22 protein-coding genes and 1 riboswitch are annotated in these 22,889 nt (G+C 38.9%); of the genes, 8 read left to right on the top strand and 14 right to left on the bottom strand.

The features are described from left to right. Positions 1 to 143: 143 nt before the first annotated feature. Positions 144 to 233, bottom strand: a riboswitch (glycine riboswitch). A gap of 136 nt (positions 234 to 369) precedes the next feature. The 3 genes from ABLB98_RS06825 to ABLB98_RS06815 form a co-directional block, all read right to left on the bottom strand. After that, the gene (locus ABLB98_RS06825; RefSeq protein WP_348882996.1) at positions 370 to 861 is read right to left on the bottom strand and encodes a hypothetical protein; all 492 of its coding nucleotides are present in this window, start codon (positions 859 to 861) and stop codon (positions 370 to 372) included. Positions 862 to 977: 116 nt separating this feature from the next. After that, positions 978 to 2,372 carry a class II fumarate hydratase gene (gene fumC, locus ABLB98_RS06820; RefSeq protein WP_348882964.1) on the bottom strand — a complete coding sequence of 465 codons (1,395 nt, stop codon included), beginning with the start codon at positions 2,370 to 2,372 and terminating at the stop codon, positions 978 to 980. Positions 2,373 to 2,524: 152 nt separating this feature from the next. Beyond that, positions 2,525 to 3,532: an SDR family NAD(P)-dependent oxidoreductase gene (locus ABLB98_RS06815; RefSeq protein WP_348882965.1), complete on the bottom strand. Its 1,008-nt coding sequence runs from the start codon at positions 3,530 to 3,532 to the stop codon at positions 2,525 to 2,527. A gap of 63 nt (positions 3,533 to 3,595) precedes the next feature. Between ABLB98_RS06815 and tusD the strand changes: the two genes are divergently transcribed. The 4 genes from tusD to ABLB98_RS06795 are packed head-to-tail and all read left to right on the top strand — an operon-like array spanning position 3,596 to position 4,993. Continuing rightward, positions 3,596 to 3,964: a sulfurtransferase complex subunit TusD gene (gene tusD, locus ABLB98_RS06810; protein ID WP_005160335.1), complete on the top strand. Its 369-nt coding sequence runs from the start codon at positions 3,596 to 3,598 to the stop codon at positions 3,962 to 3,964. Positions 3,965 to 4,007: 43 nt separating this feature from the next. Beyond that, positions 4,008 to 4,358 carry a hypothetical protein gene (locus tag ABLB98_RS06805; RefSeq protein ID WP_348882966.1) on the top strand — a complete coding sequence of 117 codons (351 nt, stop codon included), beginning with the start codon at positions 4,008 to 4,010 and terminating at the stop codon, positions 4,356 to 4,358. Between the two features lie 11 nt (positions 4,359 to 4,369). Continuing rightward, entirely contained in the window at positions 4,370 to 4,654 is a 285-nt protein-coding gene (locus ABLB98_RS06800) for a hypothetical protein (RefSeq protein WP_348882967.1), read from the top strand. 27 nt (positions 4,655 to 4,681) lie between these two features. Beyond that, positions 4,682 to 4,993 carry a TusE/DsrC/DsvC family sulfur relay protein gene (locus ABLB98_RS06795; RefSeq protein WP_005216019.1) on the top strand — a complete coding sequence of 104 codons (312 nt, stop codon included), beginning with the start codon at positions 4,682 to 4,684 and terminating at the stop codon, positions 4,991 to 4,993. Between the two features lie 18 nt (positions 4,994 to 5,011). Here the strand turns inward: ABLB98_RS06795 and ABLB98_RS06790 are convergent, their stop codons facing one another. The 11 genes from ABLB98_RS06790 to ABLB98_RS06740 form a co-directional block, all read right to left on the bottom strand. Further along, positions 5,012 to 5,494 (bottom strand): helix-turn-helix domain-containing protein, encoded by a 483-nt coding sequence (locus ABLB98_RS06790; RefSeq protein ID WP_348882968.1) that lies wholly within the window; start codon positions 5,492 to 5,494, stop codon positions 5,012 to 5,014. 179 nt (positions 5,495 to 5,673) lie between these two features. Then, the gene (locus tag ABLB98_RS06785; RefSeq protein WP_348882969.1) at positions 5,674 to 6,900 is read right to left on the bottom strand and encodes a molybdopterin molybdotransferase MoeA; all 1,227 of its coding nucleotides are present in this window, start codon (positions 6,898 to 6,900) and stop codon (positions 5,674 to 5,676) included. Continuing rightward, positions 6,900 to 7,823, bottom strand: coding sequence for a bifunctional molybdenum cofactor biosynthesis protein MoaC/MoaB (moaCB, locus tag ABLB98_RS06780; protein WP_348882970.1), 924 nt, complete (start codon positions 7,821 to 7,823; stop codon positions 6,900 to 6,902). The genes ABLB98_RS06785 and moaCB overlap by 1 nt, the downstream gene beginning before the upstream one ends. Positions 7,824 to 7,840: 17 nt before the next feature. Beyond that, on the bottom strand, positions 7,841 to 8,362 hold the full coding sequence (locus ABLB98_RS06775; RefSeq protein ID WP_249570743.1) for a molybdenum cofactor biosynthesis protein MoaE: 522 nt from the start codon (positions 8,360 to 8,362) through the stop codon (positions 7,841 to 7,843). A gap of 1 nt (position 8,363) precedes the next feature. Then, positions 8,364 to 8,615 (bottom strand): MoaD/ThiS family protein, encoded by a 252-nt coding sequence (locus tag ABLB98_RS06770; protein ID WP_087536153.1) that lies wholly within the window; start codon positions 8,613 to 8,615, stop codon positions 8,364 to 8,366. A gap of 27 nt (positions 8,616 to 8,642) precedes the next feature. After that, positions 8,643 to 9,671, bottom strand: coding sequence for a GTP 3',8-cyclase MoaA (moaA, locus tag ABLB98_RS06765; RefSeq protein WP_249570744.1), 1,029 nt, complete (start codon positions 9,669 to 9,671; stop codon positions 8,643 to 8,645). 280 nt (positions 9,672 to 9,951) lie between these two features. Next, positions 9,952 to 10,575 (bottom strand): molybdenum cofactor guanylyltransferase, encoded by a 624-nt coding sequence (locus ABLB98_RS06760; RefSeq protein ID WP_249570745.1) that lies wholly within the window; start codon positions 10,573 to 10,575, stop codon positions 9,952 to 9,954. Further along, positions 10,572 to 13,352: a molybdopterin-dependent oxidoreductase gene (locus ABLB98_RS06755; protein ID WP_348882971.1), complete on the bottom strand. Its 2,781-nt coding sequence runs from the start codon at positions 13,350 to 13,352 to the stop codon at positions 10,572 to 10,574. Before ABLB98_RS06755 ends, ABLB98_RS06760 begins: the two co-directional genes overlap by 4 nt. Before the next feature lie 192 nt (positions 13,353 to 13,544). Further along, positions 13,545 to 15,164 (bottom strand): nitrite reductase small subunit NirD, encoded by a 1,620-nt coding sequence (nirD, locus tag ABLB98_RS06750; protein ID WP_348882972.1) that lies wholly within the window; start codon positions 15,162 to 15,164, stop codon positions 13,545 to 13,547. 11 nt (positions 15,165 to 15,175) lie between these two features. Beyond that, on the bottom strand, positions 15,176 to 17,722 hold the full coding sequence (nirB, locus tag ABLB98_RS06745) for a nitrite reductase large subunit NirB (RefSeq protein WP_348882973.1): 2,547 nt from the start codon (positions 17,720 to 17,722) through the stop codon (positions 15,176 to 15,178). A 28-nt stretch (positions 17,723 to 17,750) separates the two neighbouring features. Continuing rightward, complete coding sequence (locus tag ABLB98_RS06740; protein ID WP_348882974.1) at positions 17,751 to 19,109, bottom strand: MFS transporter; 1,359 nt, start codon at positions 19,107 to 19,109, stop codon at positions 17,751 to 17,753. Positions 19,110 to 19,629: 520 nt separating this feature from the next. On the opposite strand from ABLB98_RS06740, the gene ABLB98_RS06735 reads away from it, so the two are divergent. From ABLB98_RS06735 to accB, 4 genes are all read left to right on the top strand, one after another. Beyond that, entirely contained in the window at positions 19,630 to 20,220 is a 591-nt protein-coding gene (locus tag ABLB98_RS06735; RefSeq protein WP_348882975.1) for an ANTAR domain-containing protein, read from the top strand. Further along, the gene (locus ABLB98_RS06730) at positions 20,221 to 21,231 is read left to right on the top strand and encodes an ABC transporter substrate-binding protein (RefSeq protein WP_348882976.1); all 1,011 of its coding nucleotides are present in this window, start codon (positions 20,221 to 20,223) and stop codon (positions 21,229 to 21,231) included. It abuts the gene before it with no gap. A gap of 747 nt (positions 21,232 to 21,978) precedes the next feature. Continuing rightward, positions 21,979 to 22,428, top strand: a complete 450-nt coding sequence (gene aroQ, locus ABLB98_RS06725; RefSeq protein WP_348882977.1) for a type II 3-dehydroquinate dehydratase — start codon at positions 21,979 to 21,981, stop codon at positions 22,426 to 22,428. Between the two features lie 26 nt (positions 22,429 to 22,454). Further along, complete coding sequence (gene accB / locus ABLB98_RS06720) at positions 22,455 to 22,877, top strand: acetyl-CoA carboxylase biotin carboxyl carrier protein (protein WP_005160413.1); 423 nt, start codon at positions 22,455 to 22,457, stop codon at positions 22,875 to 22,877. Positions 22,878 to 22,889: the final 12 nt, after the last annotated feature.

The following is a 22,889-nucleotide window of genomic DNA, read 5'->3' as shown; positions in this document are numbered from 1 at the left end:
TAGCCCCATCTGTCATGGTACCTGAGAGTTTTGGCAGATGATTACCAATTAATCATTAAGCCTTCCCCTTCGGTGAGTGTTAATCGTAGAAGAAAAATTATCGTATGTTTCTACAAGTTGAGCACTGCTCTCCAGATTGTATTTCTATTATTACAGTCCTTCTGCCTGAGAGTTTCCGGGGTCGTTGCTCCTTCGGCGAGTTCATTGAAGAACTTCTCTCCCGCAATAATATTTATATCCATATAAGCAATATATATGCCGTTTAAAAATACAGACACTAAATTCTTGTAATTGTTTGTAGATTAAGATTTAAGCAATTTAAAATAAATCGAAGTATAAAAAAGCAGACTCGAAGTCTGCTTTTGAAAATTAAAATTTACATTGCAAAACTTTATCTGAAAACTGCCCTTTCCAGAGTTCTCGTAATGTTGGTAAATAGAATTTTTCACCAATCATCACTAATTCAGCATCAATCAGTGCATGAATCTCATGCATCAAAACATAATCCAATGCAATCAAGGAAAGCTGTGCTTGTTTCTGAGAAATCTGCTTACGTTTAACTTGCGCTTTTTTAACTAGCTCGTTGGCAAAGTTTTTATCTTTATAAGCGGTAATGGCGCTTAAACGCAATTCAATGATACCCCAACCTTCCAATAATTTCTTAAATACTTCGAAATCTTTAGACGTTGCTTCCCATGTGACATTTTCCAAATTATTGTCTTCTGGTAATACTGGCAACAATAAATCAGCGGTGCTCGGAAAAATTTTCTTTAAATTCAACAGAAACTTAACAGGATTTTCATTTGGAAGATCAGAAAACTGGATATTGGTTTTGGTATCTGTCAAATAAATATTGAGCATAATGAAGCAACAATCAGGTAAATCAAAAGCATATTGTACGCAGATCGATTTATAAAAACTACTCATAAAAAAATCCCCCTAGGTTAAAGAAGGATTTTTTAAACTACCAATACGATTTACTTACTATTCGGAGAAACCATATTTTCAGGTCTAACCACTTCATCAAATTGCTCAGCAGTCACTAAACCGAGTTCAACCGCAACTTGCTTTAAGGTTTTGTTTTCCTTATAAGCTGTTTTGGCAACTTTGGCAGAATTTTCGTAGCCAATCACTGGATTGAGTGCTGTGACTAACATTAAAGAGTTATGCAAGAAATAATCAATTTTCTCACGATTTGGTTCAATACCTACCGCACAATGATCATTAAAACTATTACAAGCATCGCCTAATAACTGAATTGATTGCAACAAGTTATAAGCAATCACAGGGATAAATACATTCAACTCAAAGTTACCAGAAGCACCCGCCACATTGATGGTAGTGTCATTGCCCAACACTTGAGCCACCACCATGGTCATGGCTTCACTTTGGGTCGGATTCACCTTGCCTGGCATAATACTTGAACCAGGTTCGTTCTCAGGAATACTGATTTCACCAAAACCACAACGTGGGCCACTTGCCAACCAGCGAATGTCATTGGCAATTTTATTTAAGCTCACCGCCAAAGTTTTTAACGCACCTGAAGCAAATACAGCCGCATCACGCCCTGCCAAGGCTTCGAACTTATTCGGTGCTGTCACAAATGGTAAACCTGTAAGTTCAGCCAGTTGTTCTGCTGCTTTCACCGCATAATCTGGATGTGCGTTTAAGCCAGTACCTACCGCCGTTCCCCCTAAAGGCAACTCATAAAGACCTGCAAGTGCTTGCTGCAAACGTTTTAGACCATGCTCTAGTTGCGAAACATAACCACTGAACTCTTGTCCCAAGGTTAAAGGAGTCGCATCTTGCAAATGGGTACGACCAATTTTGACAATATCATCAAATTCTTTGGATTTCAGCTCTAAAGTCGCTTTTAACTTTTCCACTGCAGGAATGAGTAATTCATTGATTTGAATACTTGCAGCCACATGGATTGCAGTTGGGAAAGAATCATTGGTTGATTGTGCACGATTGACATGATCATTTGGATGCACTGGTTTTTGTGCACCTAGTACTTGTCCTAATTTCTGATTGGCAATGTTTGCAATCACTTCATTACAATTCATATTACTTTGCGTACCAGAACCTGTTTGCCAAACGACAAGCGGAAATTGTGCGTCCCATTGACCAGCAATCACTTCTTCAGCAGCATCAACGATATATTGACTTAAATCTTCAGGTAGTTGTTTTAACTCGGCATTGGTGATTGCAGCTGCTTTTTTCACCAAACCCATGGCACGAATCATGGCACGCGGTAAACGTTCTTGACCGATTTTAAAGTTCTGTAAACTTCGTTGCGTTTGTGCACCCCATAAGGCGTCATTTGGAACTTCAACTTCGCCCATAGTGTCATGTTCAATTCGCATTTGCATAAACAACCTCTGCTTTATTTGGTTAAAATGTTCACGGGCTGAAGCAAACTGATGCTTTTGGCTAGCGAAGACTCATTTCATATTGATGTATATTTGATAAGTCTTAATTATCCTAAACAAAGCCATTAAAATTGTAAATAAGAATCATTATCTTAATTGCCTGTTAAGGTATTTCGATAAAAACGCCATTCGTCTTCAATCATTTGTGATAGAGAACGTTTAGGAACCCAATTTAATATTTTTTTTGCTTTATCAATATTTGCACCCAATTGCGCTAACTCTTGGTTTTGATATACAGCAGGTTGCACTTGAATTTCGGTCTGAGTGACTCTCGCAACTTCATCAATCAAATTTTGTATAGATGTAAGTTGATGATGTGCAATGTTGAATGCTTCCAAACAACTGGTTTGTGTTTTTAACCAATTTAATGCGATCAAAACTGCATCACAAGCATCCAAAACATGTAAAAAGCTTCTTTCAACCGTTCCATCTTCTGTCTGTGCTTGATTCTGCAATTCGATACAATCTCGCTGCATCGCTGCAACTTGTAAAGCTAAAGGCACAATATTTTTAGGGAGTTGAGTTATGTATTCTCCTAAAACTCCATGTTCAAAAGCACCAACAATAGTGGATAACCTGAGATTGATAATTTTCCATTCATGATCGACTTTATAAGTATCTGCAATAATATCTTCAACCATTTGCTGAGATCGAATATATGGATTTGGGTAGCGATAATTAAACTCAGTCTCTTCAACTACACTTGGATTAGATTGCCCATATACGGCCAAACTAGAAATATTGATTAACTCTCTAACACCCATCCGCTGCATTGCTCTCAATAAGCTCATAATGCTGCTGACATTATCATTGTAGTATTCAAGTGGCTTTAGAACAGATTCTTCAAGCGATTTAAAACTGGCTGTATGGATAACAGTATGAATTGAATATTGTTCAAATACTTTATTTAAGGCAGGTGTATTTCTCACATCTACTTTAACAAATGGAATATACATTCCTGAGATGTATTCTAAGCGCTCCAAGGTTTGTAAAGTCGAATTGGCCAAATTATCAACAATAACAACTTCTTGCCCACGTGCTAATAAACTCAAAGCAATATGTGAACCGATAAAGCCTAAACCACCTGTCACCAAAATCATTGTATACTTACCTTCTTTTTAATCTGTCCATCATTTTGCTTACGTGACCATAGTGAATGTTCAATGAGTACACTACTGTTAATAACTTCTGCACCTACTTCAATTATGGCTTGGCATGCTTTTGGTTTAGCTCAAGCATTAGGAAATAAGTCCGAAGATTTTCGTGTCTTCTTTTACCAAGATGGAGTTCAGGTTGCGAATGATTTACAGTGGTTTCCTGATGATCAACGCAATCTAAAACAAGAATGGCAAAAGCTTGGCATTCGACTCCCTGTCTGTGTCAGTGCTGCCCTTGCTCGGGGAATCACTGATGCAAGCAATGCCCAACGTCATTCACTTCAACAACACAACTTAGCGCAAGGTTTTGAGCTAGTTGGGCTTGGAGAGCTAGCTGATGCTGTGCAAAGCTGTTCTCGTTTAATTCAATTTTAGTTTAAGTTCATTAATAGAGTGTTGCTTTTAAAAGGTAAATTGTGTGAAATCTGTACTCGTCATCCTAACGCAATCCAATTTAACTAGTTTGCAGATCAACGAAAGCGTGTCTGCAACTATGGTTTTAGCAACCTTTGGTATTTCTGTCAAAGTATTATTAAAAGATGCTGCACTGAGTTTATTGAACAATCAATTAGCGTTCGACCAGTTCACTCAAGCCTTTAAAATTGCTGCCAATATGGTGGAAAGTTTTGAGTTCTATGATCTAACCCCGATTTTAGTTGAAACTAAAAATCAACACTTGGCGATTGCGCAAGATAGTGATCAAGAAATCGAGTTTGTTGAGATTCAGCCTGAATTTATTCAATCCTTCGATCATATTTTGTATTGGTAGAGCTCAGAAACATGGAAAATTCAACTTTATTTTTGATTCAATCCCCTTACTACAACACAGATAAAATCTGGATTGAGTTAGCTCAAATGGCACATCTGCATGATACGATTGTAGTCATGGGGGATGGGCTTTTACTGCTAACTAAAAAGATTGTAGATCTTTATCCAAATCTTTACTGCTTAAGTAATGAGCAAAACTTACTTGGAGATGAAATCAAATCTGAGGTCAAAATTATAGAATACGCTGAATTCGCTGATTTAGTTCTGCAATTCAAACGCTGTATTTCTTTAAAATAAATTATTTTTAGTTAATTAGGCTATTTCATGCAATTAGAGTTAGATCAAGACGGTCATTTGGTCGATTATACAATTTGGAATACTGAAGTTGCCCAGCAACTTGCTCAATCACTTGATCTAGAACTGACCGCGTGGCATTTCGAAATTCTCCACGCCGTACGTCAATTCTATCAACAATTTGGGCATTCCCCAGCAACTCGTCCACTGATTAAATTTTTGATGAAGACGGTTAGTCCTGAAATCAATAATGCTGAATTACAACAAAGATTTAATACAGGGTTGGTTGCACGACATTTAAGCCGTTTGGCTGGCGTGCCTAAACCTGCCAATTGTTTATAGATCATTGAAAATGATCTATCAGGCGCTATTTTGTTTTTGTTGCATAAACGCAAAATAACCTGGGCCAGCAGCGACCTTTACCTCTTTCACATCAATGGGTTCATTACATTCTGAACAAACAACCTTTGAGTTAAATTTATGACCACAGGTTTTATGAGTAAATTCAATCGGTTTTCCCAAACCCATGTCCATCCATTTATCGGCCCATTGCACCATTGCCAGAATAATCGGATACAAGTCCAAACCTTTATCGGTAAGCTGATATTCAAAACGTTCCTGACGTTCCACATAGGGAACTTTGGTTAAAATTCCATGCTCGACCAGACGCTTTAACCGTTCTGAAAGGACATGACGTGTAACTCCCAGACTACGCTGGAAGTCATCAAAACGACGTATTCCCATGAAAGCGTTACGTAAAATTAGCATTGTCCAACGATCACCGAGTACAGAAAGCGTTCTCGCAACTGAACATGGCTGATCGCCAATTTCTTCCCATTTCATTATTATCACCTGATCATTTTTTAGAACTTTGAAGACATCTCATCGATGCCTTGAACCGTCACGTTTAGAAACTAAACACTATAAAATATACACTAAACCACCTGATCAATCAGATGCAATATTGGCACTCAGTTAAATGTCAAAAAAACAGATCATTTCATCTAAATTCATTCGACAACTTAGCTATGAATAAAAACACCTGAAAGTTCTTGTCCAGCATCTAACTGAATATTTGCAGGAATACGCACTAAACAATTGGCCTGCATTAAATTACTCAACATATGTGATTGTTGTTTCGCAAGGCTTTGTAACTTGAGCTTTCCCTGATCAAAATAAGCATGCATTCTTAAAAATCGCTCACGTGCATCAGATTTCAGTCCATGGGTGAGTACTCCACTAAACCATTGCATAGGCTCACGTTGATTTTGCAAAGTATCTAATAAAGCGTTGCCATAAATCTGCATACACACATAAACAGCCGCTGGATTACCCGGTAAACCTAATAAGTAGCAATGATGGTCAGGATCTTCATATTTTGCAAAAAATAATGGCTTACCCGGTTTTTGTTTAACTTTCCAAAAGATCTGTTCAAATCCAGTCTCAAAAGCACATGGACGAACGAAGTCATAATCCCCTACAGAGACACCACCCGTGGTAATAATGACGTCATATAAAGATTTTAATCGCTCGAAACATGCTGTGACTTGTTCAGCAGCATCTGCAATATGTAGAATCTCGACATCGATACCATAAGCTTTGAACCAAGCCTTCAGTAACGGCCCATTGGCATCAAAAACTTTACCAACGTGTAAATCTTCAGGGTGCTCAGCAACCTCATCACCAGTAATAACCACAGCAACCTTAGGCTGTTGAAATACCTCGACAGTTTGCACACCTGCCATACTTAAAGCAGCAAGTGCACCGATATTGATATTCTGACCAACGTCCGCAAGCTGTTGACCTTGTTGTACTTCTTCGCCTGTAAATCGAATATCAGCCTGTGGTTTAAGCTGTTCAATCAGTCGAATCGTCTCCGACTCAACTTTAACAATTTCTTGTCGCGCAACATGTGTGGTGCCTTCAGGAATTTTACCACCTGTAAAAATACGAATGGCTTGCCCATCAAGCAATTGATATTCGAGTTCACTACCCGCTTTAATCTCACCGATTACATCAAAACAAACATCTTGAAGCTGTGTAAGTGAGCTATTAATCGCATAACCATCTACCGCACTTTGAGAAAAGCTAGGTAGATTGACCTCGGAATAGATTGCTTTAGCGAGATAACGATTCAAACCTTGAGCTAAAGCCAAGACCTCAGTCGTCAATGTTTTGGGCTGGGTTCGAATGAGTTCAAGTGCCTCATCAATACTGATTAAACCCTTTTCAGCACCACATCCAGACATTATTCATATCCTCCCGGATGTGGTAAATCTCGGCAAACATCAAAAATATGAACCAGCGCTGGCAGAATAGCTGCCATTGATTCACTCGCACCACCACGACTACCTGGCAAAGTCACCACCAATGAACGATCAATAAAGCCTGCTACACCACGAGACATAGCTGCATAAGGGCTACGTTTTTGGCCAAAAGAACGTGCTGCCTCCATCAAACCGTCCAGCTTTCTTTCCAATAACGGTTCCAATGTATCAACGGTAATATCTCGCTTGCCAATGCCTGTACCACCAACTGTCATGATACATGCATAAGATTTGGTTAGCTCTAAAACTAAATCTTTTAACTGCTCAGATTCATCGGGCAAAATTTGATAATGAATCGGATCAAAACCTGCTTCGGTTAAAGTCTCAACCACGGACTTGCCAGCGGTATCAGGTTTACGTCCTGCTGCAACAGTATCAGAAAGCACAATCACTGCCGCTGAAACAGGTTGACGCAGAGTCCGTTTAAAATGTGACTTACCTCCTTTTTTCTTAAGCAATTTACATTGGTCTAAACATAATTCATCAGGTTCACAATGCGGCTTCAACATGTCATAAATGGTTAATCCTGCCAAACTCGCAGCAGTCAAGGCTTCCATCTCAACCCCTGTAGGCCCAATGGTTTCTACAGTCGTCAGAATCACAACGTGATCATGTTGTAAATCGTATTCAACATCAGCACGATAAATCGGTAAAGGATGGCAAAGAGGAATCAATTCATCAGTCCGTTTTGCCGCCAAGATTCCTGCAATACGAGCTGTTTTTAAAGCATCGCCTTTTTCAGTATTTCCATCACGCAATAGCTGAATGCAATGCGGTGGGGCGTATAAAATCGCTTGTGCTTCTGCAACACGATAACTTTCGGGTTTCATCCCAACATTTTTCATTTTTACTTCCTAACGCTTTATTCGTGTGTATGCTCATGCGCACAATTTTCATGTTCTTGACGGTGGTGATGCTCATGTTTATGGACATGAGCATCAGTTTCCACCATATCTTTACGAATACAGCAACCTTCTACATATTGACTTGTGCCATCCATAAAGAACTCTTCTTTCCAAATTGGTACTTCGTGTTTTACACGTTCAACGGCTTCTTCACAGGCTTGAAATGCTTCATGGCGGTGAGCAGCATACGCAATTGCAATAATTGCTGTTTCACTGACATCTAAATAACCAATTCGATGCATCACACGCACATAAGAAACCTGATGCTTCTCTTTGATTTGCTGTTCGATTTCACGAATCATCTTTTCAGCAACAGGCGTGTACGAAGTATATTTTAATGCTTTAACTGCTTTACCTTCATGATGATTACGTACAGTTCCAATAAAAATATCAATACCACCACATTCAGGAAATGATTGTATAGGATCAAAACTGTCTAAGCTTAGAGCCTGATCTTGAACTCTTGAAAATTCGCGCATTTCATCCTCCTGCAACAGGTGATAACAATACCAAAGTACATGAAGTATTTAATGCTGTTTGGCGTAGCACAATATCTTCACCTATCGCACACGCACATTTATCCATCGCTTTTGTTGCTTCTGGGTAAAGCATTACAATATGACTTAGCACTTCTTCAACCGTTTGATTTTCTGCAAACTCAAATGCAAGCTCTTTTGGCAATAACCGTTCAATAGCACCAAAAGCTTCTATTTTTATGTCAATGGTTTGCATATTCTCTCCAGACCACTTTTTTCCAAACTAACCACCTAACATATGCATACTAATTTTGCGTACTTGTTGGTGTTTTATCGCATGATAACCTTTCGCTTTGTGCCAAATATAAGGTTTAATTTGCTGATCAAGCTCTTGATAATTGATATCTTGAGCTAGTTGTTTCTGTTTAATCACAGCTTGTAAATACGGCTTTATATTCAGACCCTGTTGTGCAAATAAACAATTATATAATTCACCTTGTGCTGTTAATCGAATTCGATCACAATCACTGCAAAATGAATGAGTTATCGTAGAAATAATACCAATACAATATTGCCCATCTAACTGATACTGACGTGCGGGCTCATGCTGCTGTTGCAAAACTTGAATCTGATAAAAAGGCTGAAGTTGCGCTAAAATTTCAGCTTCACTCACAACTGACTGATCTGTCCAATGCTGATCGCCATCTAGAGGCATAAATTCAATAAAACGTAATGGAATACTGTGTTGCTTCGCCCACTTTACCATTGGCAGAATCTGATCATCATTCTGACCTTTCATCAACACACAATTGATTTTGAAAGCAAGCCCCGCTTTTTTTGCCGCCTCTATCCCATTTAATACGGGTGTGAGTTCTTTTTTAGTCAGTTGCTTGAATTGATCTGGGTCTAAACTATCTAGGCTGATATTAAGATCATCTAATCCAGCTTGTTTTAGGGGTTCCGCATATTTAGCTAAATAATGTGCATTGGTAGTGATCGAGATTCGTTTTAAACCCAATACTCGTAAACTCTGTAAATCTCGAATAAAATGAACAACACCCTGACGCATTAAAGGTTCTCCCCCAGTAATGCGAATATTTTCAATCCCTTGCTTCACCATATATTGGCAAAATAGCAGCAACGCTTCAAAACTGAGTAAATCTTGTTTTTTCATCCATTCTGGATGTTCAGGCATACAATAGGTGCATTTGAAATTGCAACGATCTGTCACGGAAATCCGTAACTTACGCTTAATACGACCGTACTGATCTTGCAAGATCGGTAAAGTCGTTTCAGGGCTATCATGCTTCATCTTTTGCACTCATATTGTGAATTTGCTGAACACTTAAGCACAAGTTATGTGCGACGCGGCTTGTATATGTGCAGCATACTGCTCTACTTAAGCAATATTTATTCCAATATTTTACTCTAATCCACCTTGAGAGCATTTATTTATCTAACAAAACAATTTATCGCTTCACAACACACAACTGTTATAAATTTCAATATACAACCGAAAACCATTCGCACCAATTAAAAGCAATTTTGTATTTTTTGAAATATTTTGGTGCGATTAACTTAAAGCTAAAATTTTAAATAAACAATTGTTTAAAAAATTTCATCTGCTGGTACTGCTGCAATTCATCTAGCGAATTGATGCTATGACAAAACAGACTTTGCTTTTGCAAAATAACTTGCTGAGAATTTAGCTGTTTAAAACATTCACGTAGGCTCAACTTACCTGCTAGGATTTGTTGTTCTAGCACAGGCAAACTGTCTCTTTTTAACAAACAAAATGGATATAAAGCATCACCATTAATTGCAACATAAGCCACTAGTGCTTGTGGATTTTTTTGTAGTGCGCGATGCAACTTAATTAAAACTTGATTGGGTATATACGTAACATCGCACGGAATAAACAAAGCATAGTCCGATTGCAGATGGGACCACGCACTTTTCATCCCCATTAATGGACCTAAAAAACCTGTTTGATCATCTGAATAACAATAGATATTCGGTTCAATCTGCTTGTAAATCGAACTATCTCGATGACTGTTTACCCAAATGCTTTGCACTTCTGATTTAAATTTCTGACAAATTTTAGATAGTTGAATTTGATCATCAAATTGTTGAAGTAATTTATTCATGCCATTCATACGGCGTGCTTGTCCTCCCGCCAAGATCACGAGATCTGTAGCGGGAATTTGCATAGTCATGCTTCTGCCTCCAACTGACAAGTCTTAATCAAACCACGAATTTCTGGTAAACATGAACCACAGTTACCGCCCGCTTTTAAACATGCCGTGACTTGCTTTTCATGCGTGATATTTTGCGTTTTGATCGCTTCAATAATCTTGTTTTTTCCTACTTTGAAGCAACTACACACCAATGGCCCATCATTATTCGCCGCTGACATTGGCATACCAGCCAATAACGCTTTACGATGCAAGGCACTTAATCGCTCACGTTTAAATAAACTTGCAACCCAATCACGATCTGGTAATAACTCAGCAGGTGCAATATAAAGACTTGCGATTAAAATTCCATCTTTGAGTACAATACTATGACTGAGTTGCGATGAAATATCCTCAATACTTAACCATTCATATGTTTCATCGACAAAAGGCAAAAAGGTTTTTAAGTTTTTTTGAGTTTGATCAATACTGTGTCGATCGGCAAGCTCATAACGCATTGCTTTTGCAGTTTTGATTTTTGTCCACCAAGCACAAGTCTGTAAAGATGGTTTAATTTGATGTTCGAACCCTTCTCGAACATATAAAACACCCTGCCAAGTTGTATGGAAAGGCTGTATTGATACTGGCGTATGCTTAAACTCAGGTTCACCTGAAATTGCATCTACAACAGGGTTAACTACTTTACCAATCCGAGCATCTGAGGCAACTTGTTCTGTCCAATGAATCGGCGCAAAGATTTGTCCACGACGAACACCTTGAGCCAATGTCACGCGTAATACACAACTTCCCCATACCGAACGAATCTCGACCAATCCTTTATCGCGAATACCAAATTTAAGCGCATCGTTTGGATGAATCTCACAAAATGGTTCAGCACGATGTGTGGTCAAATTTGCTGATAAACCTGTACGTGTCATGGTATGCCATTGATCCCGAATACGCCCCGTATTCAGAATTAACGGATAATCTTCAGAAACTGAGTGTACGGGATCGATTGCGATCGTTGGAATAAGTTTTGCTTTACGAGAAGCATAACTAAACTCGCCTTGACCAAAAAGTTGCTTAACCGATGTCGTCTGACCTTTTTCCCACACAGGCCATTGCGTTGGTTTTAGCTCGTTATATTCTTCAAGGCTTAGATTGGTTAAACCTTTTAAATTAAAATAACGAAAATTTTCTACCTGATCACGTTCAGCTAAACTTGCATTTTGATATGCAGACAATGCAGCATGCTCATTAAAGATGTCACACGCATTGCTAAAATCAAAACCAGAAAAACCAAGTTTTTTTGCAACTTCAGCAACAGCCCACCAATCTGCTTTGGCTTGTTTTGGTGAAGCTAAAAATGCGCGTTGACGTGAAATTCGACGTTCTGAGTTAGTTACCGTTCCATCTTTTTCACCCCAACCTAATGCTGGTAGCAAAATATCAGCATAAGCCGTGGTATCGGTATCGGAACAAATATCTGAAACAACGACAAATTCACATTTATCCAATGCTCGTTTCACTTGATCAGCATCAGGAAGACTTACCACAGGATTGGTCGCCATAATCCAGATTGCTTTAATTTTTCCACTTTCAACCGCTTTAAACAAATCAACTGCTTTAAGTCCAGCTTGTGTCGCAATGGTCGGGCTATTCCAAAAACTTTGCACCAAATTTTGATGCGATGAATTATCGATATCCAAGTGCGCGGCTAACATATTGGCCAGTCCACCAACCTCACGACCACCCATCGCATTGGGTTGTCCAGTCATTGAAAATGGAGCAGCACCCAGTTTACCAATTTTACCCGTCAGTAAATGACAGTTGATAATACTATTGGCTTTATTCACCCCTTGAGATGATTGATTAACTCCCATTGAAAAAAGAGTCACTACTTTTTCAGTTGTGGCAAATTTATCAAAAAACAATTGTAATTTTTCTTCTGAAATACCTGTGCGCTTCACCAATGCATTGAAGTCGGCTTCTGTTTTACTCGCATCTAAAAGTGCGGCCAAACCTTCGGTATAGCTTTCAACAAAGTGATGATCTACACAATTATTTTTATATAAATACTGAAATAAGCCGTTAAACAAAGCGACATCTTGACCTGGCAAGATTGGCAAATGTAAATCTGCTTGCTCACAAGTGCTCGTAAATCGTGGATCGACGACAACCACAAATAAATTAGGATTTTGACTCTTCGCTTGCATAATCCGTTGATACAAAACTGGATGACACCATGCTGTATTTGAACCAACCAATACCACCATATCAGCATGTTCAAAGTCTTCATAACTTGCAGGTACAATATCTTCACCAAAGCTACGTTTATGCGCGGCAACTGCTGAAGACATGCACAGACGTGAATTGGTATCAATATTGGCTGTGCCTAAATAACCCTTTACGAATTTATTCACCACATAATAATCTTCAGTTAATAACTGCCCCGAAACATAAAATGCCACACTTTCGGGTCCATATTGCTCAATACATGCCTGAAATTGAGTTGCAATTTTGTCAATTGCAACATCCCATGTTGTCACATTACGGTGATTTTTGCGTCCCAACATCGGATTTAAAACACGGGTTTCCAACCCTAAGGTATCTGCTAAATTGCTCCCTTTAATACAGAGTCGTCCAAAATTTGCAGGGTGTTCTGTGTCTCCTGCAACTTTAATATTTGAACCTTGTGTTTTATGTTGAACTTCAACATTAACACCACATCCAACGCCACAATATGGACAAGTTGTTTTTGTAATGAGTGTTTGTGCATGATCGGAGCGACTGTGTTCTAAATTTTGAATACTGTTCATGACTGCTCCTTTACCTATTCCATCTTTGCCCTAACTAAAGTTTCGATCGCTTAAAATTGTATGATCCGTGATCAATAGCCAATTTATAATCTACGCCTTAACTTTTATTGTGAATCTTTGGTTGACTACCATAAAGTAGTTAAATGACTGAGTTTTTGGTTTAGGAGAAATTTCTCCTAAACCAAAGTAAGATTAACCTGCTTTTTTCAATGCAAAATCTTTACCAAATAACAATTTATTTCTAAATGTCGAAACAGGTGTTTGATCCGCAATTAACTCGGCATACCACATACCATCTTCGGTATCACCGAATAAAACAGCGCCAATCACTTTATCTTTTTGGATAATAATACGCTTGTAAATATGGCGTTTTTCGTCATTTAGAATGATGTCTTCATAATCTTCTTTAGGCTCAAAATTACCTGCTGAAAAGACATCGACACCACTGACTTTAAGCTGAGTTGGTACCGTTGGAGACTTAAACGTTAAGCTACCATGTTCAGCCAAATGGGTTGCGCAAATAAATGCTTGCCCCCAAAGTGGCTCCACCAATCCAAAGGTTTGGTTACGATGTTCAATACATTCACCCACAGCATAAATACTTGGGTCAAAGGTTTGCATGGTGTCATTCACTAAAATACCACGGTTACAACGTAATCCAGCACTTTGCGCCAAAGCAATATTTGGACGAATACCTACAGCAAATACGACAAGATCAGCATCCAACACTGTTCCATCTTTCAGACGTACTTGGTTAACATGACCATCTTTACCAATCAATGCTTCAGTATTTGCCTCAGTGATAATCTTGATGCCTTTTTCTTCAATGCTATGACGTAGCATACGACTCGCACGTCCATCAAGCTGACGCTCCATAATGCGATCCATCAAATGAAGAACAGTAACATTCATGCCACGTTGCTTGAGACCGTAAGCTGCTTCTAAGCCAAGCAGACCACCACCAATCACCACAGCATTTTTCTTCGTTTCGCAATATTTAATCATGGTATTGACATCATAAATATCACGGAAACTGATTACACCTTTCAAATCAACGCCTTGTACAGGTGGGATAAATGGAGATGAACCTGTTGCAATGATCAAACGATCGTAATCGACACTTTCGCCTTTTTGTGTATGCACTACTTTACGAGTACGATCGATTTTTATAGCAGGATCGTCAGCAATAAATTTGATGCCCTTATCGCTGTACCATGCATGTGGATGCAACATAATATCTTCGATCGTTTTCTCACCAGAAAGCACGGGTGAAAGCATGATACGGTTATAGTTACCCCAAGGCTCTTCACCAATCACCGTTACATCATAACGATCAGGTGCCATGTCGAGTAAATCCTCTAGACAGCGCATTCCAGCCAAACCATTACCGATCAAAACGAGCTTCAGTTTTTCTTGAGAAACACCATTATTGGTAATATAAGTTTTTTGCGGAACAGTACCTACCCAAACTCGACCATTTTCGATTTTGGTTGGAAAAACAGAAAGCTTTTTATCTTTATCTTCTAGGCATCGACCTGTTGCTAAACTGAAGTGTTGTTTGTAAATCGGTGAGGCAATAACACGCTCACCTTGCAAATCACCAATAATACCGCGCGCCATTACATTTGCTTGGCTAAACGGATCTTGATTACTTAATGCGTAAATACGTTTTTCGTTCCCTACGCGGAATAAAGCAACGGATTGACCCGCAATAAGTGCACCTACACCTGTATTTGGCGTGATGTCATCAAGATGACACACATCAATCCATTGATTTTCTGGAAGCATATTCATGTCTTTTAGATTTGTCATTTTGATTCTCCTTATGCTTCTACCATCGGGATACGATCAACTGAACGTTCAGCTTCATTTAATGGACGGATCTGATCACGCACTTCAGTAAATTGAATATATGGATCAGCTTGCTCTTCAGCGCTTGCGTTAATGTAAGTTTGGAAGCGTTTACGAATCTCAGGATTCTCTACCGCAGTACGCCATTCGTCTTGATATGTTCCAATGACATGCGCCATGCGGTTTTCAAGTTCTTCTGCAAGACCAAGCGAATCATCAACAATCACAGCTTTGAGATAATCTAAACCACCTTCCATATTGTCACGCCATACACTGGTACGTTGTAAACGATCAGCGGTTTGGATATAGAACATAAAGAAGCGGTCGATGTAACGAATCAACGTTTCGGTATCAAGATCAGAAGCTAAAAGCTCTGCATGGCGTGGCTTCATTCCGCCATTACCACATACATAGAGATTCCAGCCTTTTTCTGTCGCAATCACACCAACATCTTTACCTTGTGCTTCAGCACACTCACGCGTACAACCCGACACAGCCATTTTGAGTTTATGCGGTGAGCGTAAGCCTTTGTAGCGGTTTTCTAATTCGATTGCTAAACCAACAGAATCATCCACACCGTAGCGGCACCAAGTGCTACCCACACATGATTTCACTGTACGTAATGATTTACCGTAAGCATGCCCTGACTCGAAGCCTGCTGCATTCAACTCTTCCCAAATAAATGGTAGCTCGTGCAGTTGAGCACCAAATAAGTCAACACGTTGACCACCTGTAATTTTTGTATACAGATTATATTTTTTAGCAATTTGACCTACAGCAATCAAACCATCTGGAGTAACTTCACCACCTGCCATACGTGGAACAACCGAGTATGAACCATCTTTTTGGATATTTCCTAGATAGTAGTCATTACTGTCTTGTAGACCAGCGTGCGTTGGTTCCAATACGAAGTCATTCCAGCACGATGCTAAAATGTTTGCTGTCATTGGTTTACAGATATCACAACCTAAACCATGACCATGTTGTTGAATCAAATCATCAAATGTTTTGATTTCATTGACACGTACCAAGTGATAGATCTCTTGACGTGAGTATGGGAAGTGTTCACAGACATGGTTATTGACCGTTACACCTTGACGTTGTAACTCAGACTTTAAAACTTGAGTGACTAATGGTGCACAACCGCCACAAGCCGTTGCTGCTTTGGTACATTTCTTTAAAGCACCTAATGAAGTAGAACCATCACAGATCGCTTGGCAAATATCTGCTTTTGACACGTTATTACATGAACAGATGGTTGCGCTATCAGGCAGTAAATCAACACCACTTCCACCAGCCTTCGCACCTGAGTCAGCAAATCCTGGCATGATTAAACTTTCAGGTGTTTCTGGCAATGCGATACCATTTAACATCATTTGTAAAAGATCGTTATATTCTTTTGCATCACCAACCAGTACTGCACCCAGTAATTTGGTTTTATCTGCATCGACAACGATTTTCTTATAAACCAATGCATCTTCATCAGCATAGAAATAGCTAAGCGAATTCGGTGTCATGCCATGTGCGTCACCAACCGATGCAACATCCACACCCATCAACTTCAGCTTGGTACTCATATCAGCACCAGCAAAGCTATGTGTTTCTTCAACTAGAATATGTTTTGCTGCAATACGTGCCATGTCATAGCCCGGTGCAACTAGACCATAGATCTTATTGTCCCAAAGCGCACATTCACCAATCGCATAAATATCTTCATTTGAAGTTTGGCAATAATCATTAATCTTGATACCCCCACGCTCACCAAGTGCCAACCCGCTGCTGCGTGCAAGTTCATCACGTGGGCGAATACCTGCTGAGAATAGAATAATGTCTGTTTCAAGCTCGCTACCATCCGCAAACTTCATCACATGCGTTGCGCTTTCTCCCGCTTCAATAGATGAAGTTGCTTTTTGAGTATGAACTTTTACACCCAGATTTTCGATTTTACGGCGTAAAACTTTACCGCCTAAGTCATCAATTTGAACCGCCATTAAGCGTGGTGCAAATTCAACAACGTGCGTTTCTAGGTTTAAATCACGTAAAGCTTTTGCAGCCTCTAAGCCTAATAAACCACCACCAATCACTACACCTGACTTTGACTTTAAGCTTGCAGCACGAATCGCATCTAAATCTTCAATGGTTCGATAAACAAAACAGTTCTCACGGTCATTGCCTGAAATTGGTGGAACAAATGCATATGAGCCTGTTGCCAATACCAATTTGTCGTAGCTAATCACATCACCAAAACTTGTTGTCACTGTTTTTTCTACAGCATCGATTGCAATTGCTTTGGTATTCAAGCGTAAGTCAATACCATGTGCATCTGCGAAATCAAAACGTGCAAGTGATAAGTCTTTTGCTGATTTTCCTGAAAAATATTCAGTTAAATGTACACGATCATATGCAATGCGTGGTTCTTCAGCAAGAATCGTAATTTCTAATTCATCATCAGCTTTCTCTAAGATGGCTTCGATGAATTTATGACCCACCATACCGTGACCAATCATCACTAATTTCATTGTGTTTCTCCTAAAATCTAATCTGAGATTAAGCTGCGCTGTTTTGTTCTGAGCCGCGTTCTAAAATTGCTTGTTCAAATAAGCGTTGTTCTTTTTCTTTATGCTCTACTGAAAATCGGATGAGCATTACTGAGCTTGCTGCGATGACAACTAAACCACCTAGAACCATTAAGCAAGTTTGGATATCAACCATGCCTTTCAGTAAGAATCCCGCTGCAACTGCACCTACATTTCCACCTGCACCAATAATGCCCGCAACCCCACCAAGTGCTTCTCGATCGATAAAAGGAACCAATGCATAGGTTGCACCACACGCCATATGAGTAAATAATGCGAACACAGTCATTACTAAAATTGCGAACACAGGACCATTCATTTGTGAGAACAACATTAAGAAAAGCCCTTCGCCAAGAATTAAAGCAAATAGCACTTTAGTACGACCGTCTAAACCTTTTTTGAGTGCAACTTTGTCTGAAAGAATCCCACCCAATGCACGGGCAAATAATGCAAGCAAACCAAAGATACCTGCTGCTAAACCAGCTTCTTTTAATCCAAAACTGAAGTGCTCGACGTAGTACATCGCAATGATGTTATGCATGAAGATTTCGATACCAAAACATGCAGCGTAAGAGCAGAATAGAATCCAAACACGGTAGTTACGTGCAGCATGCATTAAAATTGCAATACCGCCTTTTTTATCACTACCCGCAGCAAAACCTTGTGCACGCAATTCTTTAAAATCACCTTGCGGACAATCTTGTGTGAATTTCCAATAAAGAAGACCAACAATCACCATCATTACACCAGGTACAATCAGTGCAATTCTCCACCCCATCGCTTGCTCTACACCAAACATCACCAATGCAGATAGAAGTAGCGGCATAAGGGCTTGCGTTGCTCCACCTCCTGCATTTCCCCAACCTGCTGAGGTTGCATTTGCTGTACCTACAACGTTAGGAGCAAACATAATGCTAGTGTGATATTGAGTAATTACAAAACTTGCACCTATTGCGCCAATCAGTAATCGAAAGAAAAGGAACGATTCATAACTATTTGCTGATGCAACACCAAATACAGGAATACTTCCTAATAGCAACAAAGTGGTATACGTCTTACGTGGACCGTATTTGTCGCACAATGGCCCTACAATCAGTCGAACCAGAATCGTGATGGCAACTGCGGCAATGTTAATATTTGCGATTTGATCTTTGGTTAAATGAAACTCACCTGCAATGACAGGCATCAATGGTGCGCAGGCAAACCAAGCAAAGAAGCAAACAAAGAAAGCAAGCCAACTCATGTGGAATGCTCGCATCGCTGGCGCTGAGAAGTTAAATAACTTAATTGATGTGGCTTTTTTCGCCGATAAATCTAAAGACATTGCCATCTCCTATACTGAACGTATACTGCTTTGTTGACACATATCGCTGTGTAAACAAACCGATCAGATCGGACATCGTTGGCCGTCTTACAATTTTTAAAAAAGTCTTCATTGACTCAATAAAGAAAATGCAAATGTTATGCCAATTAATAAATTAAAAATTAAAAATAACATTAACTATTGTTTAATAATGATTTTTTATAAAATAAATAGCGTTTTAAATATCTTTTAATTGATTGAATAAATGCCGAATACATCAATGAACTGTTTTAAAGCACAATTAAACATGCTTCAAAATAATTCTTTTTATGCACCAACAATGAACATTAATTATTTTTAACAAAGATCATATCCATTTTTTATTTGTTTCCCTTAGCTGCAACGATACAATAAAGCGCACAGAATCGAGGCTAAAGTAATGCCTGCACTGAATAGATCATTCCTCATGGCATTAATTTTGCTTCAAAAAAATACTTAAAGCGCATTATGCTAAATGTGCATTGACTTAGAATCTGACTTTATATTTATGCCGAAACTCAAAATCGCACTCATAGATGATGATCAGGCTCGAGCTGAATACATTAAAACATGTTTAATTCAACATGACTTTGATGTCGTTGCTAGTTTGACTTTAGATCACCTCAATGTTTTTAAATTAGAACATCTTCAAGCAGATGTTATTTTGCTTGATATGGATCACCCTCATCGTGATGTAATTGAGAGTTGCGTAAGCAATTTTGACTTGCCAACGGTATTATTCACCAAGAACACTGACCGAGATATGATTAAACAGGCGATTGATGCAGGGATTACCGCCTATATCGTTGATGGTATCGATCCAAGTCGTTTACATACCATTCTGGATATTTCGATTGAGCAATATAAAAAGCATAAAAAACTTGAATGTGATCTAAAAGATGCAAAGACCAAACTAGCAGATCGTAAGGATGTTGAGAAAGCTAAAGTCTTACTCATGCAATTACACGGATTAACCGAAGACAAAGCATTTCAACTGCTTAGAAAAAATGCCATGAGCCATCGTATGACCATTGGTGAAATGTCACGTCGCTTACTCGATGCACAACAGCTTTTGAACAATCAATTAAAGGATGAATAAATGAGCAGTTTAGAAAAAAGTGAATTGCAACTTGGCTACATCCCTTTGCTCGATTGTATTGCGCTATTATGGGCAAAACAGCGTGGTTTGTTTGAAGCAGTAGGTCTAAATGTTACCTTAACCAAAGAAGCTTCTTGGGCAAGCCTACGTGATCGACTGGCTTTTGGTCTTTTAGATGCTGCACATTGCTTATCTGCCATGTTACCTGCAGCCGCAATAGGTGCTGATCAAATCGGTATTCCATTACAAACACCGGTCGTTCTCAGTGAAAATCGAGCTTTCATAAGTTTAAGTCAAAAACTGTGTTATCAGTTAGATATAAAGAAATATGATGCTGTAGAGCTATCAGCTAAAAAATTAGTAGAACACATGAAAAAAAATCACGTGGTCTCTTTAGGACATGTTTTCCAGCATTCCATCCATCATTATTGCTTAAGAGAATGGCTAGCATTAGCAGATCTTGATCTTGCACATTCAATACAACTCAAAACTTTACCACCTCCATATATGGTAGAAGCGCTAAATAACCATTTAATTGATGGTTTTTGTGTTGGCGAGCCATGGAATACTCAGGCAGAATTGGCGGGATTAGGGCAAATTGTCGGTTCGAGTCAAGACATCATTCCAAATGTTGCAGATAAAGTTCTAGCTGTAACCCAAGAGTGGGCTCAACAGCATCCAAATACATTAATTGCCTTAACTCGCGCAATCTTGCAGGCTCAACAAGAGTTAGGTGTATTAGAAGATTTTGAACCTGCCTGGCAACTTTTAATTGATTTTGATGTCATCCAGTTTGAATGTTCGCCAAGCATTCATGTTGAAAAATACTATACGATCCAAGATATAATTCGGAACTTCGTTAAAAGTAGCGCTATACCTAAAAGTACAGATTTTGAATGGTTATTTCAGCAAATGCAAAAATGGAACAATTTGCCTGTAGGTTCTATAGATTACGAAAATAAAGCACAAAGTTTTCTACTATTAGATACTTATTTAGCAGCATCAAAATAAGAGAACTCGTGATAAAAAAAGCTGTCTTGTGAAAAGACAGCTTTGAAAAGACCCATAAGAGATTCTGCCAATCGAGAGCGATCTCTTATGTAATAGCTATACTATTATCTATATTCAATTTATCTTTTTCGGACATTTTCATGTCATTAGCAGCCATACAAAACTTCACAATTCATCTTTTTTGCCAATAAGCCACTTTCGTCGATTTAATCAACCCCCTACCCACGAGCTTGAACCGAATGTCAAATTGAAGCTAATGCTTATTATCAATCTAAACTAGCATATTTTTATAATTCAGTATCACGACGCTTCATCCACTGCTCTCTTTAGAAGTATGTTTATACTAATTTTAAAAAATCCATTAGAATTAAAACAAATATTTTTCAAAAGTTTAGAATAAAAAAATATTCATAGCTTGAAATAAACACATGAACTAATTAGAACTCAATATAAGTTTCAAAAAAGCAAATCAATGAATTACATGACTTTCGAGTTACACAAATTACATGAACGAAATAAGGTAATTCAGTTTAAAATAGTGAAAAATAAATAAGCCTGAAATTTGTCATATTTTAACATTGCCATTTCCTTGCAAAGTTTTCATTATATGCAGCATGCTTGGTATGCAATTTTCTTCATCCATTAAAAGAAATTATAAGAAAAAATGCAGAATTTTGTGCCATAATAAGCAAACTTTGCAGACATCTTGCAAAAAACATTTGCAGATTTAGAACTGGAGCAGGCTGAATGAGCTCAACCATTTTGGTAATTCACGGACCGAATTTGAACTTGCTAGGAAAACGCGAACCAGAGGTTTATGGTTATCTCACCTTAGATGATATTAACCAGCAACTCACCACTCAAGCTCAGCAAGCATCATTTACACTAGATACATTTCAAAGCAACTGGGAAGGTGCGATTGTCGATCGCATTCATCAAGCAAAAACTGAAGGGGTTAAATTTATCATTATTAACCCTGCAGCCTTGACTCATACTTCAGTTGCTCTACGCGATGCCCTTCTTGGCGTTGCGATTCCATTTATTGAGGTTCATTTGTCAAATGTTCACGCCCGTGAATCATTCCGTCATCACTCATATTTATCAGACAAAGCCATTGGTGTTATTTGTGGCTTAGGTGCAAAGGGTTACTCCTTTGCTCTCGATTTTGCAATCGAAAAAATTCAATCTTCTAACTAATTTATACATTTCAGGAATGCTCACTCATGGATATCCGTAAAATCAAGAAACTCATCGATTTGATGATTGAATCTGACTTACAAGCGATTGAAGTTAAGGAAGGTGACCAATCCATCTCATTAACTCGCCCTACTCCAGTTTACGCAGCGGCACCTTTGGCAGCAGCACCTAGTGCTTCTGCTCCTGCGGCTCCAGCAGCAAAAACACCTCGTGGCGCCGTAGAAACGTCACCGATGGTTGGTGTGTTCTATTCTGCACCAAGCCCAGGCGAAGGCCCATTCGTAAATGTAGGTCAAACAGTTTCTGCAGGTGAAACACTGGGTATCATCGAAGCGATGAAAATCATGAACCCAATTGAGGCGACTAAAAGCGGCGTGATTGAAGAAATCTTGGTAAAAAATGGTGAAGTGATCCAATTTGGTCAACCACTTTTCCGCTACCGCGCCTAATTAATTTGGGGA

The organism is Acinetobacter yuyunsongii (assembly GCF_041021915.1).
Lineage (GTDB): Bacteria > Pseudomonadota > Gammaproteobacteria > Pseudomonadales > Moraxellaceae > Acinetobacter.
The sequence above is the reverse complement of the archived record's forward strand: the minus strand, read 5'-3'. Positions and strand labels throughout refer to the sequence as shown.

Excerpts from the sequence above, each read along its gene's own strand:
- fumC (WP_348882964.1), bottom strand. The coding sequence starts at position 2,372 with ATGCAAATGCGAATTGAACATGACACTATGGGCGAAGTTGAAGTTCCA.
- accB (WP_005160413.1), top strand. The coding sequence starts at position 22,455 with ATGGATATCCGTAAAATCAAGAAACTCATCGATTTGATGATTGAATCT.
- ABLB98_RS06770 (WP_087536153.1), bottom strand. The coding sequence starts at position 8,615 with ATGCAAACCATTGACATAAAAATAGAAGCTTTTGGTGCTATTGAACGG.
- ABLB98_RS06740 (WP_348882974.1), bottom strand. The coding sequence starts at position 19,109 with ATGGCAATGTCTTTAGATTTATCGGCGAAAAAAGCCACATCAATTAAG.
- ABLB98_RS06760 (WP_249570745.1), bottom strand. The coding sequence starts at position 10,575 with ATGACTATGCAAATTCCCGCTACAGATCTCGTGATCTTGGCGGGAGGA.
- nirB (WP_348882973.1), bottom strand. The coding sequence starts at position 17,722 with ATGAAATTAGTGATGATTGGTCACGGTATGGTGGGTCATAAATTCATC.
- nirD (WP_348882972.1), bottom strand. The coding sequence starts at position 15,164 with ATGACAAATCTAAAAGACATGAATATGCTTCCAGAAAATCAATGGATT.
- ABLB98_RS06795 (WP_005216019.1), top strand. The coding sequence starts at position 4,682 with ATGCAATTAGAGTTAGATCAAGACGGTCATTTGGTCGATTATACAATT.
- moaA (WP_249570744.1), bottom strand. The coding sequence starts at position 9,671 with ATGAAGCATGATAGCCCTGAAACGACTTTACCGATCTTGCAAGATCAG.
- ABLB98_RS06825 (WP_348882996.1), bottom strand. The coding sequence starts at position 861 with ATGCTCAATATTTATTTGACAGATACCAAAACCAATATCCAGTTTTCT.
- ABLB98_RS06755 (WP_348882971.1), bottom strand. The coding sequence starts at position 13,352 with ATGAACAGTATTCAAAATTTAGAACACAGTCGCTCCGATCATGCACAA.
- ABLB98_RS06800 (WP_348882967.1), top strand. The coding sequence starts at position 4,370 with ATGGAAAATTCAACTTTATTTTTGATTCAATCCCCTTACTACAACACA.
- tusD (WP_005160335.1), top strand. The coding sequence starts at position 3,596 with ATGAGTACACTACTGTTAATAACTTCTGCACCTACTTCAATTATGGCT.
- ABLB98_RS06815 (WP_348882965.1), bottom strand. The coding sequence starts at position 3,532 with ATGATTTTGGTGACAGGTGGTTTAGGCTTTATCGGTTCACATATTGCT.
- ABLB98_RS06730 (WP_348882976.1), top strand. The coding sequence starts at position 20,221 with ATGAGCAGTTTAGAAAAAAGTGAATTGCAACTTGGCTACATCCCTTTG.
- aroQ (WP_348882977.1), top strand. The coding sequence starts at position 21,979 with ATGAGCTCAACCATTTTGGTAATTCACGGACCGAATTTGAACTTGCTA.
- moaCB (WP_348882970.1), bottom strand. The coding sequence starts at position 7,823 with ATGAAAAATGTTGGGATGAAACCCGAAAGTTATCGTGTTGCAGAAGCA.
- ABLB98_RS06785 (WP_348882969.1), bottom strand. The coding sequence starts at position 6,900 with ATGTCTGGATGTGGTGCTGAAAAGGGTTTAATCAGTATTGATGAGGCA.
- ABLB98_RS06735 (WP_348882975.1), top strand. The coding sequence starts at position 19,630 with ATGCCGAAACTCAAAATCGCACTCATAGATGATGATCAGGCTCGAGCT.
- ABLB98_RS06790 (WP_348882968.1), bottom strand. The coding sequence starts at position 5,494 with ATGAAATGGGAAGAAATTGGCGATCAGCCATGTTCAGTTGCGAGAACG.
- ABLB98_RS06775 (WP_249570743.1), bottom strand. The coding sequence starts at position 8,362 with ATGCGCGAATTTTCAAGAGTTCAAGATCAGGCTCTAAGCTTAGACAGT.